The organism is Ascidiaceihabitans donghaensis (assembly GCF_900302465.1).
Taxonomy (GTDB): Bacteria; Pseudomonadota; Alphaproteobacteria; order Rhodobacterales; family Rhodobacteraceae; genus Ascidiaceihabitans; species Ascidiaceihabitans donghaensis.
On the sequence record NZ_OMOR01000001.1, the window covers coordinates 3,624,599 to 3,641,769 of the forward strand.

A 17,171-nucleotide genomic window follows, 5' to 3' on the forward strand; every position below is an offset into this window, starting at 1 on the left:
AGGTGCACTTAAGTGCACCTTACCCCCTGTCCCTGACACACCCCCATAATTCACCGGAGTGATGGATGATCTACGCGCGATTGCATGGCCGCTTGGGCAATCAAATGTTCCAATACGCGGCTGCCCGTGCCTTGGCTGCACGGCTTGATGTCCCATTTTCCATCGACACACGCCGCGCCGAGCACAAAGGCGAAGGCGTTCTGACCCGCGTGTTCGATGTGGACTGGAGCACTCCCCAACATCTCCCCCCTTCCCAACATCTCCGCCCCCTTGCGTATTTCGCGTGGCGCGCCTTCGGGCAAAATCCAAAAATTTACCGTGAACGGGGCCTTGGCTACAACGCCACTTTTGAAACCCTACCCGACAACACATATCTGCACGGCTATTGGCAGGCGGAACAGTATTTCGCCCCTATCGCGAAGGACATCCGCGCAGCTTTCGTACCACGCCATGCCATGAGCCCACAGAACGCCGACATGGCCGCCCGAATTGCGTCTGGCCCGTCTATATCTCTACACGTCCGACGGGGGGATTATCTGACTGTCGGCGCACATGGTCTTTGCGACCAAGCCTACTACGAAGCAGCCTTGGCAAAGGTCGCACAAGGCATCGATGCGCCCACAGTTTACGTCTTCTCTGATGATCCGGACTGGGCCAAAGACAACTTGCCGTTGCCTTTTGAAAAGGTCGTCGTGGATTTCAACGGCCCCGACACCGATTACGAAGACCTCCGCCTGATGTCATTGTGCCAACACAACGTTCTTGCCAATTCGTCTTTCAGTTGGTGGGGCGCTTGGCTGAACCGCAACCCGGACAAACGCGTCGCGGGACCAAAGGACTGGTTCAGCGACCCCAAGCTGAACAACCCGGACATTTTGCCCAAAGGCTGGTTGCAGATCAAAGCGTAAGGGCAGTCGTCAGAAAGGCGCCTTTGCCCGTACTTTCATTGAATGGCCCGTTTGAGGATGATTGAAACGTAACTCTTCCGCATGCAGCATCATGCGCGGATAATTGTCGCGCACAGCCCCATGAGCATAGAACGGATCACCTAGAATCGGATGCCCCAAGGCAAGCATATGCACACGCAACTGATGGGTCCGCCCCGTCAAAGGCGTCAATCGCACACGCGCTGTGTCGTTTTCCGTTTTTAGCACACGCCAATCGGTGACAGACGGTTTGCCGGTCTCATGACAGACCATTTGCAACGGCCGGTTTGGCCAATCCACAATCAATGGCAAATCAACTGTTCCGCTTTTCGCGGAGGGCATCCCATGCACCCGTGCGACGTAGGTCTTCTTTGTTTTGCGGTCTTGAAACTGCACGGACAAAACGCGCTGCGCATGCGGCGTCAGCCCAAATACCATAACGCCGGAGGTGTCCCTGTCCAAACGGTGCACCAATAAGGCATCGGGGAACGCAACCTGCAAGCGTGTGATCAGACAGTCCGCCAAATGTGCGCCCCGACCTGGCACAGACAATAGGCCCGCAGGCTTGTCGACAACGACGATGTCAGCGTCTTCGTGCAGAATGACCAACGGTCCATCGGGCGGATTGTATTCAGTTTGCATGGTGTTGGATGTTTCAGATGTAAGGTGGGTTTTCAACCCACCACGCCGTCCGGTCCAATCAGCGGCGCATCTGGCGAAACATGGACACGGAATAAATCAGCAGGGCAGCCCAGATCATGGGAAACGCGATCATGCGTGCCGTGCCGAAGTCTTCCTTAAAGACCACAACAGCACAAAGCGCAATCATGGTGGGTGCAATGTACTGCATGATAGCGATGGTCGTCAGGCGCAAACCCTTGGCTCCGTTCGCATAAAACAGCAGCGGAACCGCCGTTACCACACCACATCCCATCAGCAACCACGTGTCCGGCTTCGCTGTGAAAGTAAAATGGCTGTTGCCTTGTGTGGCCAGCCATATGACATACCCCAAAGCGGGCACGATCAAGATCAGCACCTCTAGCAGAAAGCCCTGATTTGGACCAATAGGCAGTTGTTTTTTGCACAACGCATAAAACCCCCATGACACCGTCAATCCAATAGCAACCCAAGGGACAGCACCGTTCTGATACGCCAGATAGGACACGGCGGCAGCGGCCAACCCCACCGCAACAATTTGTGCCCGTGTCAGACGTTCGCCCAGTAATATAGCCCCCAACGCGACGCTAAAAAGCGGGTTGATGTAGTACCCAAGGGCGGCATCCAAAGCCCGATCCGTTGCAATCGCCCAGACATAAAGCCCCCAATTGACGGTGATCAGCGCAGCAGACACACACCCCATGGCCAGGGTACGCGGGCTAAAAATAGCAGCACGCACGTCGCGGGTTCGGCCCAGCAGGACAAGCAAAGCCCCTGCAATCGGCAAGGACCAGATGACGCGATGTGCGACGACTTCCGCCGGCGGCACATGTGACACCAACTTCATGTAAAGAGGTAAAAATCCCCACATGACATAGGCGCCCAACGCAAAGCCAAATCCGACAAGCGTATCCCCGGACGAAGGTCTTTTAGCGTCTGGCACGGCAGTCTCCTTCATTGAAGCCTTATCCGTACCAGCGAAACGCGCAGTGTCCATAGGCGACCACAAATGGATTCATGTTAGCTTAGATTTTAAATTCAATTCCTTTGCTTACCTAGGGGCATTTCATGCAATCTTGAGAGGTGCCTCGTAATAGATACTAGCGATTTTACAGAAGGTTTGGCATGAGAAAAAATATACTTGTCGTTGATGACGACGCCTTTTTCAGACGAATGATGATCAAAACGCTTGTTGCGCTTGATGCCGAATTTACGTTTTGTGTCGATGGCCCCGAATGCCTTGAGGTGATTGAATCCAACCTGTTCAACTATGATCTTATTTTGATGGATGTGCACATGACCGACATGCTTGGGTCGGAGGCCACCGGGCGCATTCGCGCGATGGCAGGAAACCCGCTACGCCGTGTCCCGATTATTGCCTTAACCGGTGACGCCACATGGTGTGATGCGGAACGTTGTGCGGGTGCGGGGTTTACCGGCTACTTGGCGAAACCAAACGATCTGCAAACGCTTCATGATGATATAGACACGTTGATCAGTACCGTCACAGATGATCCCATCACCACAAAAGCGGTCCATCTGAACTAGCAGTGCGCTCCACCTGCTGAACTCGGGACAAAAATAAGGCAGCAATATCATTGCTGCCTATTGTCGCGCTCGAAGGTCAGACTTTGACGCGCTCTGATTTCGGATCGTAAAACGGCTTCAACTGCGCCTCAGCTTTCACCTTCACACCCATGATGTCGATCTCGAATGTGCTGTCCAGCAACTGCGCCACGCTTTCGCCTTTGCACGGCACATAGCCCATCCCGATGGCAGCACCCAGATGGTGCCCATATCCGCCCGAAGACAAATATCCGACATATTCGCCATTCCGCAGGATTGGTTCGTTGTGATACAAAAGCGGCTCCGGATCTGTCAGTTTGAATTGTACCAGACGCTGTTCCAAACCGGTTTCACGCTTTTTCAAAACCGCATCTCGCCCGATAAAGTCAGGCTTGTCGGTTTTCACAGCAAAACCCAAACCCGCTTCCAGCACGTGATCCTCGGATGTAATGTCATGCCCGAAATGGCGGAACCCTTTTTCCATGCGGCATGTGTCCATCATATGCATACCGCACAGGCGCATATCGAAACCGGATCCCGCGTCCGCCAACGTTTCAAAGACATGACCACACATGTCGGAAGGCACGTAAACCTCCCAACCCAATTCACCCACGTAGGTGACGCGGTGCACACGCGCCAACCCCATACCGATTTCGATCTCTTGTGCTGTGCCAAAGGGATTCACATCGTTTGAAAAGTCGTTAGGGGACACTGCCTGCAACAGTTCGCGCGATCGGGGTCCCATAATGGCCAGCACACCTTCACCTGCTGTAACGTCGGTGATGACCACACTAAAGTTGCCCTGATTGCGGCGCATCCAGGTTTGGTCTGCCAGCCGCGTCGCAGCTGGTGTGACAACCAGATAGCAGTTTTCTTCGATGCGGGTGACCGTCACATCCGCTTCGATGCCAGCCGTGGAATTCAGGAATTGTGTATACACGATTTTGCCCACAGGCACATCGTAATCGCCGCCACCAATATAGCTCATAAAGGCCAAGGCATCCGGTCCCTCGACGCGGATTTTTCCAAACGACGACATGTCGTACATGCCCACATTCTGGCGCACAGCCATGTGTTCTTGCGCGACGTTGTCAAAGAAGTTTTGACGCTGCCAGCTGTATTCATATTTTGGTTCTTGGCCGTCGTTGGCAAACCAGTTTGCGCGTTCCCAGCCCGCCAGTTCACCCATGACAGCCCCGCGGTCCAGCAAATGTGTGTGGAACGGAGTGCGCCGCACGCCACGCGCAGTCGCCTTTTGGCGGAACGGGAAGTGGTCGGCGTATAGAAGACCCAGCGTTTCTTTGGATCGCGCTTCAAGGTAGCGCTTGTTTCCCTGAAACGGCTGCATACGGCTGATGTCGACGTCCCCCAAATCGAAGGGCTTCTCGCCTGTGTCCATCCACGCAGCCAAGGCCATACCCGCGCCGCCAGCAGATTGAATACCGATGGAATTAAAGCCCGCCGCGACCCAGACGTTGTCCATCTCAGGTGCAAGGCCAAGGTGATAGGCATCGTCAGGTGTGAAGCTTTCAGGCCCGTTAAAGAACGTGTGAATGCCCGCTTCGGCCAACATTGGCATGCGCTCAACAGCGGCTTCCAAGATCGGTTCAAAGTGATCAAAGTCTTCAGGCAACTGATCGAATTCGAAGTCCTTCGGGATACCGTCAACGGCCCAAGGTTTCGCGTTCGGTTCAAACGCGCCCAGCAGCATTTTACCCGCATCTTCTTTGTAGTAGGCACATTCATCCGGCACCCGCAGCACCGGCAATTGCGTTAGCCCGTCGATGGCTTCGGTGACGATGTAGAAGTGTTCACAGGCCTGCAACGGCACGTTCACGCCAGCCATGCGCCCCACTTCATGGCCCCACATGCCACCGCAGTTCACAACCATGTCGGCTGCGATATGACCGGTGTTTCCGTCGCTGTCTTCCCAATCCACTCCCGTCGCACGGCGACCTTCTTTGGTGATGTTTGTGACCGCAACGCGTTCTTTAACCAGCCCGCCCCGCTGACGGGCCCCTTTGGCCAAAGCCAGCGCGATGTTGGCTGGATCGCCCTGGCCATCCAGCGGCAGGTAGACCGCGCCTTTGATGCCTTCAAGGTTGATATGCGGGTACAGTTCTTGCACACGCTCGTTCGAAATTTCTTCAACCTCAACACCAAAGGCGCGTGCCATGCCGGCTTGGCGGTAAATTTCTTCGCGCCGTTCTTCTGTCAAAGCAACCGTAATAGACCCAACGCGTTTGAACCCCGTGGCCACGCCTGTTTCTTCTTCGAGTGTGCCGTACAATTCTTGAGAGTATTTTGCCAATTTGGTCATATTCGCCGTCGCGCGCAGCTGCGCGATAAGACCCGCGGCATGCCACGTTGTGCCAGACGTCAATTGCTTGCGTTCCAACAGCACAACGTCGTTCCACCCCAATTTGGTCAGATGGTAGGCCACGGAACACCCAATCACACCACCGCCAACAATGACGACACGGGCTTTTTCGGGCAGTTCAGATTTGGATGCAGACATGGGTTTTGACCTTTGAAAGAGTATCTTTTTCGCGTGTGGCACAGTTACAGCGCACCAAGCCTATCAAAAGCGTCACTTATGACGATTTTGGTGTAATTACCTCACATGGCCCGCAGCCTGTTTTTTCTGGCGTATGGCTGTTGGCGTCACTCCGAAGAAACTGCGGTACAAACTTGAGAACCCGTTCGGAAATCCGCAAGCCAGCCCGATTTCCCGGATGGTCATCGTGGTATTCAGCAACAGGTTATTGGCCCAGTTCAAACGCAATTCTCGGTAGTAGGTGTTTGGTGTCGTATTCAAGCGACGGTGAAAGCGGCGCTCCAAAGACCGCGACGACAATCCGACACGTGCCACCAATTCGGCAATAGGCAGCGGTTCTTCCATATGTGCCTGCATCAATTCGATGCACTGGTCCAGTTCGCGGTCGCCCGTAATTGTCAGTCGTTTGCCCCCGAACGGTTGTAGCGTTTTGAAATCGCGTATCTTTTCGTGCAATAAAATATCGGCAACCGTCATTACACCCGCCGCAGACATGTGGTTGCCCACCAGGCTTAACGTCAAATCCACCGCAGCCCCCATTCCGGCACAGGTCACGATCCGTCCGTCATCCACAGCCAAGGCATAGGTGCCTTCGCCGCTTGGATCGCCCCGTTCGTGTAGAACCGCACGGTTTTCCCAATGCGTGGTGTGTGCCGCAGACCCCGTGGGATGTTCCGATATGTACCGGCTTGCGGCCTCGGACATCAGCACCACCTTCGCTTTGCGATACGTGTAGGCCGCAATGATAGGCCCAAGCGACAGCTCTGGCGCATCGGCATTCGAATTGCCAATCACAAACAGATATTCTGCCTCAGAGCGATGTGTGATCGCTTCGGTTTGTGTACCCAGACCGGACCGCGACGCCACGTACCCCCCATGGCGCGATAAAAATCGCCACGTGAACAATGCGCCCGGATTGATCCGGTTTGCCATACGCAAAACTTCCACAACGCCGGACAACTCCACCAGCACAAAGCCTTCCGCAAGGATGATATCCACGCACCATGGCGTCGCTTTAGTGACGATGGGTGCGGGCTTTGTCACGCAGGAAGACCTTTGAAACGTTTCGACAATTCCGCGATATGTGCCGGTCCGACCTCGCAGCAGCCCCCGACCAACGTGGCCCCTTTTGCAACCCAAATCGCGGCATGGTCAGCGTAGGCTTCTGGACCAAGATCGCGCCGCGCTGTCAACGCGTCGACAGTAGGCTTCGTTTTCAAAAATCCATCCGAAATTTTCTTAAAGCCATTGGCGTAGGCGCCGAATGGCAATGTGCCATGGGACAGCACGTCCATTGCCGCCGGGATCACTTCGGGTGTTGAGCAATTCACCAAAATCGCCGTTGCACCTTGTTGGGCGACCGCCATCGCATCTGCCAGTGGTTCACCGGAACGCAGCTTTGTGCCATCACTGTCGTCTACCGTCATCGCAAGCCACACTGGAACATCGGTCCGCAAAGCGGCTTTCAGAATGCTGCGCGCATGTGCAACAGACGAAATCGTTTCACCGATCAACAGATCACATTCGGGGGCCAGAATATCGGCAATCTCATTATAGATGCTTGCGGCCACATTATCGGCAGGATGCAAATCGGGGCGGTATGACGCCCCTATCGGCCCCATGGACCCCGCGATACGTTTGGCCCCGCTGTCTTTTGCCTCCTGAATGGCCATTTTGTACAGTTCTTCAAACCGCCCCTCGTGCGGTGTGCCCACAAGGCGGTCACGCAAGATTGCGTAGGTGTTTGTCGTCGTAATGTCTGCACCTGCATCTGCAAAATCACGATGCACCTCTGCCACCAAACCGGGCCTATCGATCATCACCTGCGTCGACCACAGTGGCGTCGGTGCGTCGGTGCTGCGCCTGATCAGTTCCTGCCCCATCCCGCCATCTAAAAGAGTTATCGTCATTTCGCCGCCTCGCTTCGCATTTTGATCACGCTCAGCACAGAGCGGTGGAAATCCTGTAAAAACACTTCGCCCCAAAGGGACAAGTAGCCATTTAGCGGGGTCGTCACGGAATAGTTGGTCTGTAGCGTCAAAAGCGTGTCGCCATTTGGCAATGCCGTCAATTCGTAGGACCCTGAGTGCAAATTCACCAAATCCCCTTGCGGGTCTACATGTGGATCCATGGCATACATCGTGGATTTTTCGTTGAACACAAAATCCCATGTCAGGCTTTTGTGCTGCGTGATCCCGGTCAGATGTTCCTGAAACCGCATACCCCCGGACCAACGCAGTTGCCGGATCCTGCCATCCACAACGGCATTGATTGGCCGTGGCGTGCCAATAATGTTGTGCGAGAAAGTCCAGATACGTTCTTGGTCCGTGATCGCTTCGATTTCGTAGGTGTGGGCCCAAACCGTTTCCACAGGCGCCGCGATTTGAATTTCCGTCACCACCTGCATCTGCGCTTCGGGGAAGGTGATTTGCCCAAAAACAGGCACGGCCAGCAGCGGCAACAGCAGAACCGACACATGCAACGTCGCGCTGTCAGATGCCACCAACGCACGACGCAAAGCAGCCCGCATCACGAACTGCCCCAGCATCATCAAGCCAATGAAGACAGGCGCCAGAATGACCACACAAATCAGCGTTTCAAGCTGCGCAATCAGCAACGCCACACATAGCAAAGCAATAGGGATCAACCCCAATCCCAGAATGCGCGCCAACCCGCTTTGGTTGCGTGGGTCCAGAACCAAACTGACTGCAGTACCATAAAGGAAAGGGAACACCGTCAGCATCACCAAGGTCACCGCTGTAACAAACGTGGCCCCCTGCACCACGATCAACACCGCGTAGAACATACCGCAATAGGCAAAGGCAAAGCACAACCTGACGGCCATGCTTTGCTTTTGGACCCATCCGATCATGCGCGTATGCGGTCGTTTTCGGGGTCCCAAAGTGGCTGATCAGGCTGCACAACTGCCTTGCAGCGTGACCCAAAGATTTCCACCTCAAGCTCTGTGCCCGGTTCGGCCAGTTCGGCTTTAACCACACCCAGAGCCACGGATTTGTTGATCCGGAACCCCCAATCGCCTGACGTGGTTTCCCCAACCACCTCGTCACCATTCCAGATCGTCGACATGTAGGGCGCATCCGCATATGGCGCGTCCACTGTCAGCGTCACAAACATCTTCTTGGACCCTGCCTGCTTTTCAGCCTGCAACGCAGCTTTGCCCGGGAAATCCTGTTCCTTGTTCAGGCGCACAAAGCGTTCCAATCCACCCTCGAGCAGGCTGTAGTCCGTGGACAAATCGCCCTTCCACGCTCGGTAGCCTTTTTCGATGCGCATCGAGTTCAGCGCATACATGCCGAAAGGCGTAGCACCTGCCGCCAGAACCGCGTCATACAACGCAGGGATATCCGCGTTCAGGGCATGGATTTCCCAACCTAGTTCCCCCGCAAAGGACACACGCGCCAACATGCAATCGGTGCCTGCGACGGTCGCCTTTTGAATGGACAACCAAGTAGACGCCAAATCTGCATCGGTGCCCATCGCCTCGAACGCTTCACGGGCTTTCAAACCCGTGACGATCAATGTCGAGTATTCCGTTGTGTGATCCGTCAGGCTTAGACCCGCAGGCAGGTCGTTGTTCAACACGTCAAAGTCGTGCCACTGCGCGGTTGCGGCGGTGATCAGGGTAAAGTCGTCATCGCCGTGCCGCATGATCGACATTTCCGTCAGGATACGCCCGCGGCTGTCGGGAAAGTAGCCCAGCGTCATGCGGCCCGCTTTTGGCAAAGCCCCTGCGATCTTGGTACGCAGATACTCTGCCGCGCCTTCACCTTTCAGCTTGAAGCGCGAGAAACCGGGCAAATCCAATACGCCCACGCCATCACGGACCGCTTCGACCTCTTCCTGCACGCGGATTTTCCAGGGCCCCTCGCGGCCCCAAGTTTGCGTGCTTTCCTCGGAGGTGTCGTCGCCATCCTTTGCAAACCAGTTGGCCCGCTCCCAGCCGTTGTAGGCCCCCATCTGCCCGCCTTGCGCACGGATTTTGGCGTCAATCGGCGATAGCTTCTTGTCGCGCCCTGCAGGCCATTCGTGGTGCGGGAAATGCATGGCGTATTCGTGGCCGTAGGTTTCAAGCGCCTTCGACAGGCAGTGATCGTGGTCGGTGTAATCGGTGTAACGACGCGGATCGACAGCCCACATGTCCAATTCGGTCTCATTGTGCATGATCCATTCCGACAGCACCTTGCCCGCGCCGCCGCCTTGGGCGATGCCAAAGGTAAAACTGTGGCCTTCATAGGCGTTTTTCACACCCGGCATCGGGCCAATCATCGGCAAGCCATCGGGGGCATAAGGGATCGGGCCGTTGATGTTGCGGCCAACACCTGCCGTGCCCAGCAAAGGCAGACGTTCCATGGCGTCTTCAATGTACCATTCCAGCCGTTCCAGATCGTCAGGATAAAGCTGGAAACTGAAGTCTTCCGGCATGGGGTCTTCAGGCGTGACCCAATGGGCCTTGCAGTTGCGCTCGTACGGGCCAAGGTTCAGACCGTTCTTTTCCTGACGCAGATAATAGCTGCTGTCCACGTCGCGGATCATCGGCATTTTGCGGCCATTTTCCTTGGTCCATGCTTCAAGCTCAGCGACCGGTTCTGTCAGGAAATACTGGTGCGACATCACAACCATGGGGACTGTGCGGCCCCCAAATGGCTTGAACATTTCGCCCACCCGCTGCGCGTAATAGCCTGCACAGTTGACGACTTTTTCGCAGCGAATATCGCCTTTTTCGGTCTTCACGATCCATTCGTCGCCATCGCGGTCGATGCCAGTGACAGGACAAAAGCGTTCAATCCGACCACCGGCGTCACGTGCGCCCTTGGCCAAAGCTTGGGTCAACTGTGCCGGATCAATGTCGCCGTCCAGTGGATCCCAAAGACCGCCCTCCAGATCATGGGTTTCCATGAAAGGGTTCAATTCCTTCAGCTCTGCAGGGGTGCAAATATCCATTTGCAAACCTTGGTAGCGGCCCATGCCAGCCACTTTTTCAAATTCCTGCATACGCTCTTTGGAGTGCGCCAACCGGATCGCTCCCGTCACATGGTAGTTCATAGGGTAGTCAACATCGTCGCCCAGCGTCCGGTACATCGTGGCCCCGTAGCGCTGCATGTTCATAACGGCCCAAGACCCGGCAAAGTTTGGCACGTTGCCCGCGGCGTGCCATGTAGAGCCCGCCGTCAGTTCGTTCTTTTCCAAAAGAACGCAATCTTTCCAGCCCGCTTTTGCCAGATGGTACAAAGTGGATGTACCGACCACACCACCGCCGATGATGACCACACGGGCCGTTGTTGGAAAATCACTCATCTTTTATTGCTCCCTTTGCGGCACATCGTCCGCGATATTGTAATAGTCACCTTTGTCCGCGACGAAGATGTGTTTTTCGGTTGTTATTCCTGTTGCGCCGTCTAGCGTTCCAGACATGACAGACACTGCGCCATTGTCGGCCTCGTGCCTCCAAAACAGCGATGACCCGCATTGATTGCAAAACCCGCGCTGCGCCTGTGGTGATGATTGATACCAGCTAAGCGTCTCGTCTTTGGTGATGGTCAGCTGTTCGGGGCCCACTTGTGTAGCCGAAACATAATGCCCGCTGGTCTTGCGGCATTGCACACAGTGGCACGCTACGGAATTTCGCAGATCACCTTGCAATTCATATTGCACGCCACCGCACAAACAACTGCCCTTTTTCATCCTGCCCTCACTGGTGTTGTGGCGGCACCCAAAAGCACGCCGTAAATGACAAAACACACCGCCATGCCACGGCGCACCCATATATTGAACACGGCGCCCAAAGCCGCACGCCCCAAGCCTGCGCCCAGCGCCGTATATGTGACGTAGCTTAGCGCCGTCAGCGTCAGGGCCGTCGGCACAATCACCCACATTTGTGCGCCGATCGGCACGTCGGGCTGCACAAATTGCGAGAACGCAGCGAGGTATCCAGCGACCGATTTCGGGTTGATCGTGGCGATGGCCAAAGCGTTTAAATAGATTGAACCCGGTTTGCGCGGCACCGTCGGTGCGGGTTTGGCAGCAAGCAGCCAACCGCGCACACCAAGGAAGATCAAGAACCCCGCGCCGATCAACTTCGCAATGAAAAAGCCAGTGGGTGAAGCCGCGATCAACGCTGTGATACCAGCCGCACTAAGCGCCAGAAAAAGGGAGGCTTGGGTCAAGATCGCAAAGACGCCGACAAGGCTGCGCTTGAACCCGAGGTTCATGCCATTTGAAATGCAGTTCACCGCATTTGGCCCCGGTGTTGTCACAAAGACGGCCCAAAACAGCGCGAATATGATCCAGCCTTCAAACGACATCAATACACCGGTGGCGCGATGACCCAAACCGCAACGGCCGGAGCATCATAAGGGTTCATCCAGCGAAACGGTTCGCCTTTGATGCGGAAGCTGTCGCCGGGATGAATATGGAAAGGTTTGCCCCCGATTTCCAAATCAAGACGGCCAGAGATCAGGTATCCCACTTCTTGTGTCGGGCGCGTTACGGGTGCGCCGATGTCGCTGTGCGGCTCAAACGTGGAATGCACCATTTCAAAGTCATCGGTCAGATCGGGCGACAACAGCTCTTCTACCAGCCCTGCAGTGTGCGACCCCATTGGTCGCCGCGTACCTTGCCGCACTACATAACCCGCTTCGTGCGCCGGCGCCGCTTCGTGCCGGAACAGCATCGAGATCGGCACAGACAGCAATGCTGCAATTTCGCGCAAATCTGAAATAGAAGGCTCGGACAGATCACGTTCAACTTGGCTAAGCCACCCCACGGACCGTCCCAGTCCGTCGGCCATATCCATAAGCGTCAGCCCGCGCGATTTCCGCAGTGCCCGCAAATCTGCCCCCAAAGTGTCCGGAGAAGAGGGGTTGGTTTGAAGCATGCCACTTGGTCTCGTGAAAATTTATATCCGAATTTCACGTTGCATATGACCCAATGAAAAATCAAGCTTCTTTTTCACGGCATCGCTAAATCGCGTTTTTGAAACAGTCGTTCAATATGCCACCCAAAGCGTCTGCATCCACTTGCGTAAATGCGTCCGCTTGGTCGCTATCGATGTCAAATACGCCCAAAAGTGTACCGTTTGCCCCCCAAACAGGCAAAACAAGTTCAGATCTGGTAGAGCTGGCGCAGGCAATATGACCTTCAAACTGGTCTACATCCGCGACCAACTGGACCTGTCCCGTTCGCGCCGCAGCCCCGCAAACGCCCCGTGCGAAGGGAATCACCAAACACCCATGCCCCCCTTGATAGGGACCGATTTTCATCACCTCAGGTGCAACGACACGGTAAAACCCTGTCCAGTCAAATCTGTCGTCGCTGTGATGCACTTCGCACGCAATTGTCGCCATCAGCGCCACAGCATCCGTTTCGTTTTCCGTCAGCGCGGCAATAGTTTTAGCCAATGTTTCGTAGTCAACAGTCATGTTTTTCCTATTGGGGGCTCTGCCCCCAAGCCCCCGGGATATTTTTGGCGAAAAGAATGAATGGCTAGGGCCGTTCGATTGCGATTGCGGTGCCTTCGCCCCCTCCGATGCAAATTGCGGCAATTCCGCGCTTCAGGCCGCGTGTTTCCAGCGCATTCAGCAGTGTCACCATAATTCGTGCTCCAGATGCGCCGATAGGATGACCCAACGCGCAAGCGCCGCCATTCACGTTTACAATGTCGTGGCTTAGTCCCATTTCGTGCATGAAAGCCAACGGCACAACCGCAAATGCTTCGTTCACTTCCCAAAGATCGACATCTTCCTTTTGCCACCCAAGGTGCGCGAGTAATTTTTGCGCGGCGGGCACAGGTGCCGTGGTAAACAAGCCCGGAGCTTGTGCATGGCTGGCGTGTCCTTTGATGATGGCGCGTACAGACAGGTTTTGGCTCTTCGCCGCATCTGATGATGCCAAAACCAGTGCCGCTGCCCCATCTGAAATCGATGACGAATTCGCAGCTGTTACGGTGCCACCTTCCCGAAACGCAGGCTTCAACTGAGGGATCTTTTCAGGCCGGGCGTTTCCCGGTTGTTCGTCAGTTGCAATGGAAACACTACCTTTACGGGTCGCAACCTCAAACGGCGCAATTTCCGTATCAAACGCACCGCTGTCTTGTGCAGCCTTCGCACGCGACAAGGACGTCAGCGCATAGTCGTCTTGCACACTGCGTGTAAACTGGAAGGTTTCGGCGCAATCCTCTGCAAACGTCCCCATGAGGCGGCCTTTATCGTATGCGTCCTCCAAGCCGTCCAGGAACATGTGGTCCACAACTTTTGCATGCCCCAACCGTGCGCCACCACGCATTTTGTCCATCAAGTAAGGCGCGTTGGTCATGCTTTCCATACCACCTGCCACGACAACATCAGATTGTCCCAGCGCGATTTGGTCAAACGCAATCATAGCGGCTTTCATTCCGGAACCACACATTTTGTTCAATGTGGTGGCGGGTACTTCTTCGCCCAATCCGGCATGAAATCCGGCTTGTCGCGCAGGTGCTTGCCCTTGCCCTGCAGGCAATACGCACCCCATTAGGACTTCGTCCACAACGCGCGCGCCTGCACCTTGCAAAGCTGCCTTGATCGCGGACCCGCCAAGCTCTGATGCAGTTTGAGACGTGAAAGCCCCTTGGAATCCTCCCATCGCGGTACGTGCTGCACCGGCAATCACAACATCTTTCATCATCAGGTTCCTTTTTTGGAAAGCAATTACGGATTGGTAAGACTTTCATCCTAAGTATGGCAACAACTCTTAGGACGGCGGTCAAAAATTCATGGAACTATCAAGCAAAACAGAAGAGTCTTTCCGAATTGTTTCGGTGAACGACACACGCATCGATGCGGCAGTAGCAATTGAATTCAAAGATGCAATGCGAACACAAACGGAAGACGGCCCGGCCGTCGTTATCTTGGACCTTAGCAAGGTACAATTCATCGATTCCAGTGGTTTAGGGGCGATTGTTGCATCCATGAAGAACCTAGGTCAGGATCGAAAGTTGGCTTTGGCAGGGCTGACACCAACTGTAGATAAAGTATTCCGCCTGACACGCATGGATTCAGTTTTTAGCCTGTTTGATACTTTGGACGGGGCCGTCGAAGGCCTGCGGTCTTGATACAGAACATTGAAGGAGAGGGAGGTATGATTGTGACCCACTTTCTACCTAAATTCCAAGTTTCCGTACAAAGCGGTCAACTTGCTGTTCGGTCTGCGTTGGAAAAGTTACTGACGCAACTGGAACCGCTGCATCTGGACGTCGAAGAAGCCGGAACAATCGAACTGGTTCTGGCCGAAGCGTTGAACAACGTGGTGGAACATGGATATCCGCCATCGTCCGAAGGTGGAGCGATTGACATTTCGTGCAGCCACAAGCGGGACGGCCTCCACTTTGAAATTTGTGATCAAGGTTTGCCAATGCCAAGTGGTGAAACCCCTATTGGGTCCAAGGTCGACCTGAATGTTCCAATGCAGGACATGCCCGAAGGTGGTTTTGGCTGGTTTTTGATCAAAGACCTCGCCAAAGACATCGACTACGCACGACAAGGCAACAGCAACCATCTGCGTCTGCGCTTGAACGTTCGCGGCGCTTGAAAAACCGGTCTTAGGCACAGTTTGCCTGCAAAATTCACGCCGTCGGGAATACTTCCCAAAAGCACCACAGCAAGTTCACATTTCCGCCCCTTTTTCACGTCATACCTGTTCATGTAGCTGCATATGGCTTCCCTCGGCGCCGCGTTTGATAGCCCCCACCCAGTGCGCGGTGCCGAGGAACTACTTCCCCAGCAGACCTTTACGACCCAGTGCATCCATCATGTGTGCGCTTGGATGCATGGACATTCGGGCTGTAAAGATTAGGTTCGCCCAGAACCAATCACAAAGGCTTCTCCATGCGCGACTTTCACCTTCCTGGCCGTTCCCCCGTTTTCGCAAGCAATGGAATGTGCGCAACATCGCACCCTTTGGCTGCTCAAACAGCGATCGACATATTGCAACAAGGTGGAAATGCGATGGACGCAGCAATAGCCGGGGCGGTGTTATTGGGTTTCTGCGAACCACAAATGACAGGCATCGGTGGTGACTGCTTTGTTCTTTATTCTCCTGCCGGGTCAGATGAAATCCACGCTTTGAACGGTTCGGGACGCGCACCTTCGGGCCTTGACGCTGAACTTTTGCGCCAGCAGGGGGAAGCAACAGTCCCTTTGCGCAGTGCGCATGCGGTTACGGTTCCCGGCGCAATTGATGCCTTTTGTCATTTGTCGGAAACCGTCGGGAACATAGGGTTGGATAAGGTGTTGGCGCCAGCCATCCACTATGCAGATCACGGAATTCCCGTTGCACCGCGTGTCGCATTTGATTGGGCCAATGACGCCGAAACACTGCAAGGCTCGGCGCGTGATATGTATCTGTTTGGTGGCAAAGCCCCGCGAGTCGGACAAATGTTTGCGGCCCCCGGACAAGCCGAAGTGTTGCGACGCATTGCAAAACATGGCCGCGATGCCTTTTACAGTGGCGAAATTGCAGATGACATGATCGCCACCTTGAATGCGATGGGTGGCATGCACACCGCAGACGATTTTGCCAAAGCTGCCTGCACACACACCACACCGGTTGCTGGGCCATACAAAGATATCGAAGTGGTAGAGCATCCCCCCAACACACATGGTACAACGGCCTTGTTGATGCTGAACATTCTGTCACATTTCGACATTGCGGGTATGGATCCAGTCAGTGCTACGCGCGTTCACATCGAAGCGGAAGCTGCGAAGCTGGCCTATGACGTGCGCAATCGCATTGTTGCCGATGCAGATTTTTCGACACGGGCTGATGTTATGACGTCGCCTGAAACAGCGGCAAAACTGGCAGCTTTGATTGATCCGAAATGTGCGATCAAAGCAGAGGCGCCACTTACAGAAGCCGTTCACAAAGATACGATTTACATTACGGTCGTTGATCGCGATGGAATGGCCGTTTCCCTGATCTATTCCATTTTCCACGGTTTCGGGTCGGGCATTGCGTCGGACAAATTCGGTATTTTGATGCAAAACCGCGGTGCAGGCTTCACTTTGGAAAAAGACCATCCCAACGAACTGCTTGGCGGGAAGCGCCCGATGCATACGATCATTCCCGGTATGATCCGCGAAAACGGCAAGCCAACAGTTCCGTTCGGGGTCATGGGCGGAGCGTACCAACCCAACGGACATGCGCGGTTCACGTCAAATATCGTGGATTTCGGCATGGACTTACAAAGCGCCATTGATGCGCCACGCGCATTCAGCGACGCAGGTACGCTGAAAGTCGAGCGTGGTTACAGTGATGCAGTGCGCCAAGAACTAAGTGATTTAGGGCATTCTGTCAGCATTCCCGATACAGCCATTGGCGGCGCACAAGCTATTCGAATGCGCGAAGACGGGGTGTTTGAAGGGGCAAGTGACGCGCGTAAGGACGGAATTGCGCTGGGGTATTGACCCCGGCGT

Annotated in this window: 17 protein-coding genes; 5 read left to right on the forward strand and 12 right to left on the reverse strand. The window is 54.8% G+C overall.

Annotation, left to right across the window (positions count from 1 at the left end; translation table 11 throughout):
• The first annotated feature begins 65 nt into the window (after positions 1-65).
• The gene (locus ASD8599_RS18035; protein WP_108829825.1) at positions 66-908 is read left to right on the forward strand and encodes an alpha-1,2-fucosyltransferase; all 843 of its coding nucleotides are present in this window, start codon (positions 66-68) and stop codon (positions 906-908) included.
• Between the two features lie 9 nt (positions 909-917).
• Here the strand turns inward: ASD8599_RS18035 and ASD8599_RS18040 are convergent, their stop codons facing one another.
• Both ASD8599_RS18040 and rarD read right to left on the reverse strand, forming a co-directional pair.
• Entirely contained in the window at positions 918-1,568 is a 651-nt protein-coding gene (locus tag ASD8599_RS18040) for an RluA family pseudouridine synthase (protein WP_108830266.1), read from the reverse strand.
• Positions 1,569-1,626: 58 nt separating this feature from the next.
• Positions 1,627-2,541 carry an EamA family transporter RarD gene (gene rarD, locus ASD8599_RS18045; RefSeq protein WP_108829826.1) on the reverse strand — a complete coding sequence of 305 codons (915 nt, stop codon included), beginning with the start codon at positions 2,539-2,541 and terminating at the stop codon, positions 1,627-1,629.
• A gap of 167 nt (positions 2,542-2,708) precedes the next feature.
• Here rarD and ASD8599_RS18050 point away from each other — a divergent pair, with 167 nt between their 5' ends.
• A complete protein-coding gene (locus ASD8599_RS18050) occupies positions 2,709-3,131 on the forward strand; it encodes a response regulator (RefSeq protein ID WP_108829827.1) in 423 nt (140 codons plus the stop codon).
• 76 nt (positions 3,132-3,207) lie between these two features.
• Here ASD8599_RS18050 and ASD8599_RS18055 read toward each other — a convergent pair whose 3' ends face one another.
• From ASD8599_RS18055 to ASD8599_RS18100, 10 genes are all read right to left on the reverse strand, one after another.
• Positions 3,208-5,667 carry a GcvT family protein gene (locus ASD8599_RS18055; protein WP_108829828.1) on the reverse strand — a complete coding sequence of 820 codons (2,460 nt, stop codon included), beginning with the start codon at positions 5,665-5,667 and terminating at the stop codon, positions 3,208-3,210.
• A 96-nt stretch (positions 5,668-5,763) separates the two neighbouring features.
• Positions 5,764-6,750, reverse strand: coding sequence for a GlxA family transcriptional regulator (locus ASD8599_RS18060; RefSeq protein ID WP_245926098.1), 987 nt, complete (start codon positions 6,748-6,750; stop codon positions 5,764-5,766).
• A complete protein-coding gene (locus ASD8599_RS18065) occupies positions 6,747-7,616 on the reverse strand; it encodes a homocysteine S-methyltransferase family protein (protein WP_108829829.1) in 870 nt (289 codons plus the stop codon). The genes ASD8599_RS18060 and ASD8599_RS18065 overlap by 4 nt, the downstream gene beginning before the upstream one ends.
• Positions 7,613-8,551: an SRPBCC family protein gene (locus ASD8599_RS18070; RefSeq protein ID WP_181364532.1), complete on the reverse strand. Its 939-nt coding sequence runs from the start codon at positions 8,549-8,551 to the stop codon at positions 7,613-7,615. Before ASD8599_RS18070 ends, ASD8599_RS18065 begins: the two co-directional genes overlap by 4 nt.
• Before the next feature lie 23 nt (positions 8,552-8,574).
• Positions 8,575-11,022, reverse strand: a complete 2,448-nt coding sequence (locus ASD8599_RS18075) for a GcvT family protein (protein ID WP_108829831.1) — start codon at positions 11,020-11,022, stop codon at positions 8,575-8,577.
• Between the two features lie 3 nt (positions 11,023-11,025).
• The gene (locus ASD8599_RS18080) at positions 11,026-11,409 is read right to left on the reverse strand and encodes a GFA family protein (RefSeq protein ID WP_108829832.1); all 384 of its coding nucleotides are present in this window, start codon (positions 11,407-11,409) and stop codon (positions 11,026-11,028) included.
• The gene (locus ASD8599_RS18085; protein ID WP_108829833.1) at positions 11,406-12,029 is read right to left on the reverse strand and encodes a LysE family translocator; all 624 of its coding nucleotides are present in this window, start codon (positions 12,027-12,029) and stop codon (positions 11,406-11,408) included. Before ASD8599_RS18085 ends, ASD8599_RS18080 begins: the two co-directional genes overlap by 4 nt.
• Positions 12,029-12,601: a helix-turn-helix domain-containing protein gene (locus ASD8599_RS18090; RefSeq protein ID WP_108829834.1), complete on the reverse strand. Its 573-nt coding sequence runs from the start codon at positions 12,599-12,601 to the stop codon at positions 12,029-12,031. The genes ASD8599_RS18085 and ASD8599_RS18090 overlap by 1 nt, the downstream gene beginning before the upstream one ends.
• 85 nt (positions 12,602-12,686) lie before the next feature.
• Positions 12,687-13,145 carry a GAF domain-containing protein gene (locus ASD8599_RS18095; RefSeq protein WP_108829835.1) on the reverse strand — a complete coding sequence of 153 codons (459 nt, stop codon included), beginning with the start codon at positions 13,143-13,145 and terminating at the stop codon, positions 12,687-12,689.
• A gap of 64 nt (positions 13,146-13,209) precedes the next feature.
• Positions 13,210-14,382 carry a thiolase family protein gene (locus ASD8599_RS18100; protein WP_108829836.1) on the reverse strand — a complete coding sequence of 391 codons (1,173 nt, stop codon included), beginning with the start codon at positions 14,380-14,382 and terminating at the stop codon, positions 13,210-13,212.
• Positions 14,383-14,473: 91 nt separating this feature from the next.
• On the opposite strand from ASD8599_RS18100, the gene ASD8599_RS18105 reads away from it, so the two are divergent.
• From ASD8599_RS18105 to ASD8599_RS18115, 3 genes are all read left to right on the forward strand, one after another.
• Positions 14,474-14,812 carry an STAS domain-containing protein gene (locus ASD8599_RS18105; RefSeq protein WP_108829837.1) on the forward strand — a complete coding sequence of 113 codons (339 nt, stop codon included), beginning with the start codon at positions 14,474-14,476 and terminating at the stop codon, positions 14,810-14,812.
• A gap of 26 nt (positions 14,813-14,838) precedes the next feature.
• Positions 14,839-15,288 carry an ATP-binding protein gene (locus ASD8599_RS18110; RefSeq protein WP_108829838.1) on the forward strand — a complete coding sequence of 150 codons (450 nt, stop codon included), beginning with the start codon at positions 14,839-14,841 and terminating at the stop codon, positions 15,286-15,288.
• A 296-nt stretch (positions 15,289-15,584) separates the two neighbouring features.
• Entirely contained in the window at positions 15,585-17,162 is a 1,578-nt protein-coding gene (locus ASD8599_RS18115; RefSeq protein ID WP_108829839.1) for a gamma-glutamyltransferase family protein, read from the forward strand.
• The last annotated feature ends 9 nt before the right edge of the window (positions 17,163-17,171 follow it).

Coding starts and splice junctions, on each gene's coding strand:
- ASD8599_RS18065 (WP_108829829.1), bottom strand. CDS start 7,616: ATGACGATAACTCTTTTAGATGGCGGGATGGGGCAGGAACTGATCAGG.
- ASD8599_RS18040 (WP_108830266.1), bottom strand. CDS start 1,568: ATGCAAACTGAATACAATCCGCCCGATGGACCGTTGGTCATTCTGCAC.
- ASD8599_RS18080 (WP_108829832.1), bottom strand. CDS start 11,409: ATGAAAAAGGGCAGTTGTTTGTGCGGTGGCGTGCAATATGAATTGCAA.
- ASD8599_RS18100 (WP_108829836.1), bottom strand. CDS start 14,382: ATGAAAGATGTTGTGATTGCCGGTGCAGCACGTACCGCGATGGGAGGA.
- ASD8599_RS18115 (WP_108829839.1), top strand. CDS start 15,585: ATGCGCGACTTTCACCTTCCTGGCCGTTCCCCCGTTTTCGCAAGCAAT.
- ASD8599_RS18075 (WP_108829831.1), bottom strand. CDS start 11,022: ATGAGTGATTTTCCAACAACGGCCCGTGTGGTCATCATCGGCGGTGGT.
- ASD8599_RS18055 (WP_108829828.1), bottom strand. CDS start 5,667: ATGTCTGCATCCAAATCTGAACTGCCCGAAAAAGCCCGTGTCGTCATT.
- ASD8599_RS18090 (WP_108829834.1), bottom strand. CDS start 12,601: ATGCTTCAAACCAACCCCTCTTCTCCGGACACTTTGGGGGCAGATTTG.
- ASD8599_RS18035 (WP_108829825.1), top strand. CDS start 66: ATGATCTACGCGCGATTGCATGGCCGCTTGGGCAATCAAATGTTCCAA.
- rarD (WP_108829826.1), bottom strand. CDS start 2,541: ATGAAGGAGACTGCCGTGCCAGACGCTAAAAGACCTTCGTCCGGGGAT.
- ASD8599_RS18085 (WP_108829833.1), bottom strand. CDS start 12,029: ATGTCGTTTGAAGGCTGGATCATATTCGCGCTGTTTTGGGCCGTCTTT.
- ASD8599_RS18070 (WP_181364532.1), bottom strand. CDS start 8,551: ATGGCCGTCAGGTTGTGCTTTGCCTTTGCCTATTGCGGTATGTTCTAC.
- ASD8599_RS18105 (WP_108829837.1), top strand. CDS start 14,474: ATGGAACTATCAAGCAAAACAGAAGAGTCTTTCCGAATTGTTTCGGTG.
- ASD8599_RS18050 (WP_108829827.1), top strand. CDS start 2,709: ATGAGAAAAAATATACTTGTCGTTGATGACGACGCCTTTTTCAGACGA.
- ASD8599_RS18095 (WP_108829835.1), bottom strand. CDS start 13,145: ATGACTGTTGACTACGAAACATTGGCTAAAACTATTGCCGCGCTGACG.
- ASD8599_RS18110 (WP_108829838.1), top strand. CDS start 14,839: ATGATTGTGACCCACTTTCTACCTAAATTCCAAGTTTCCGTACAAAGC.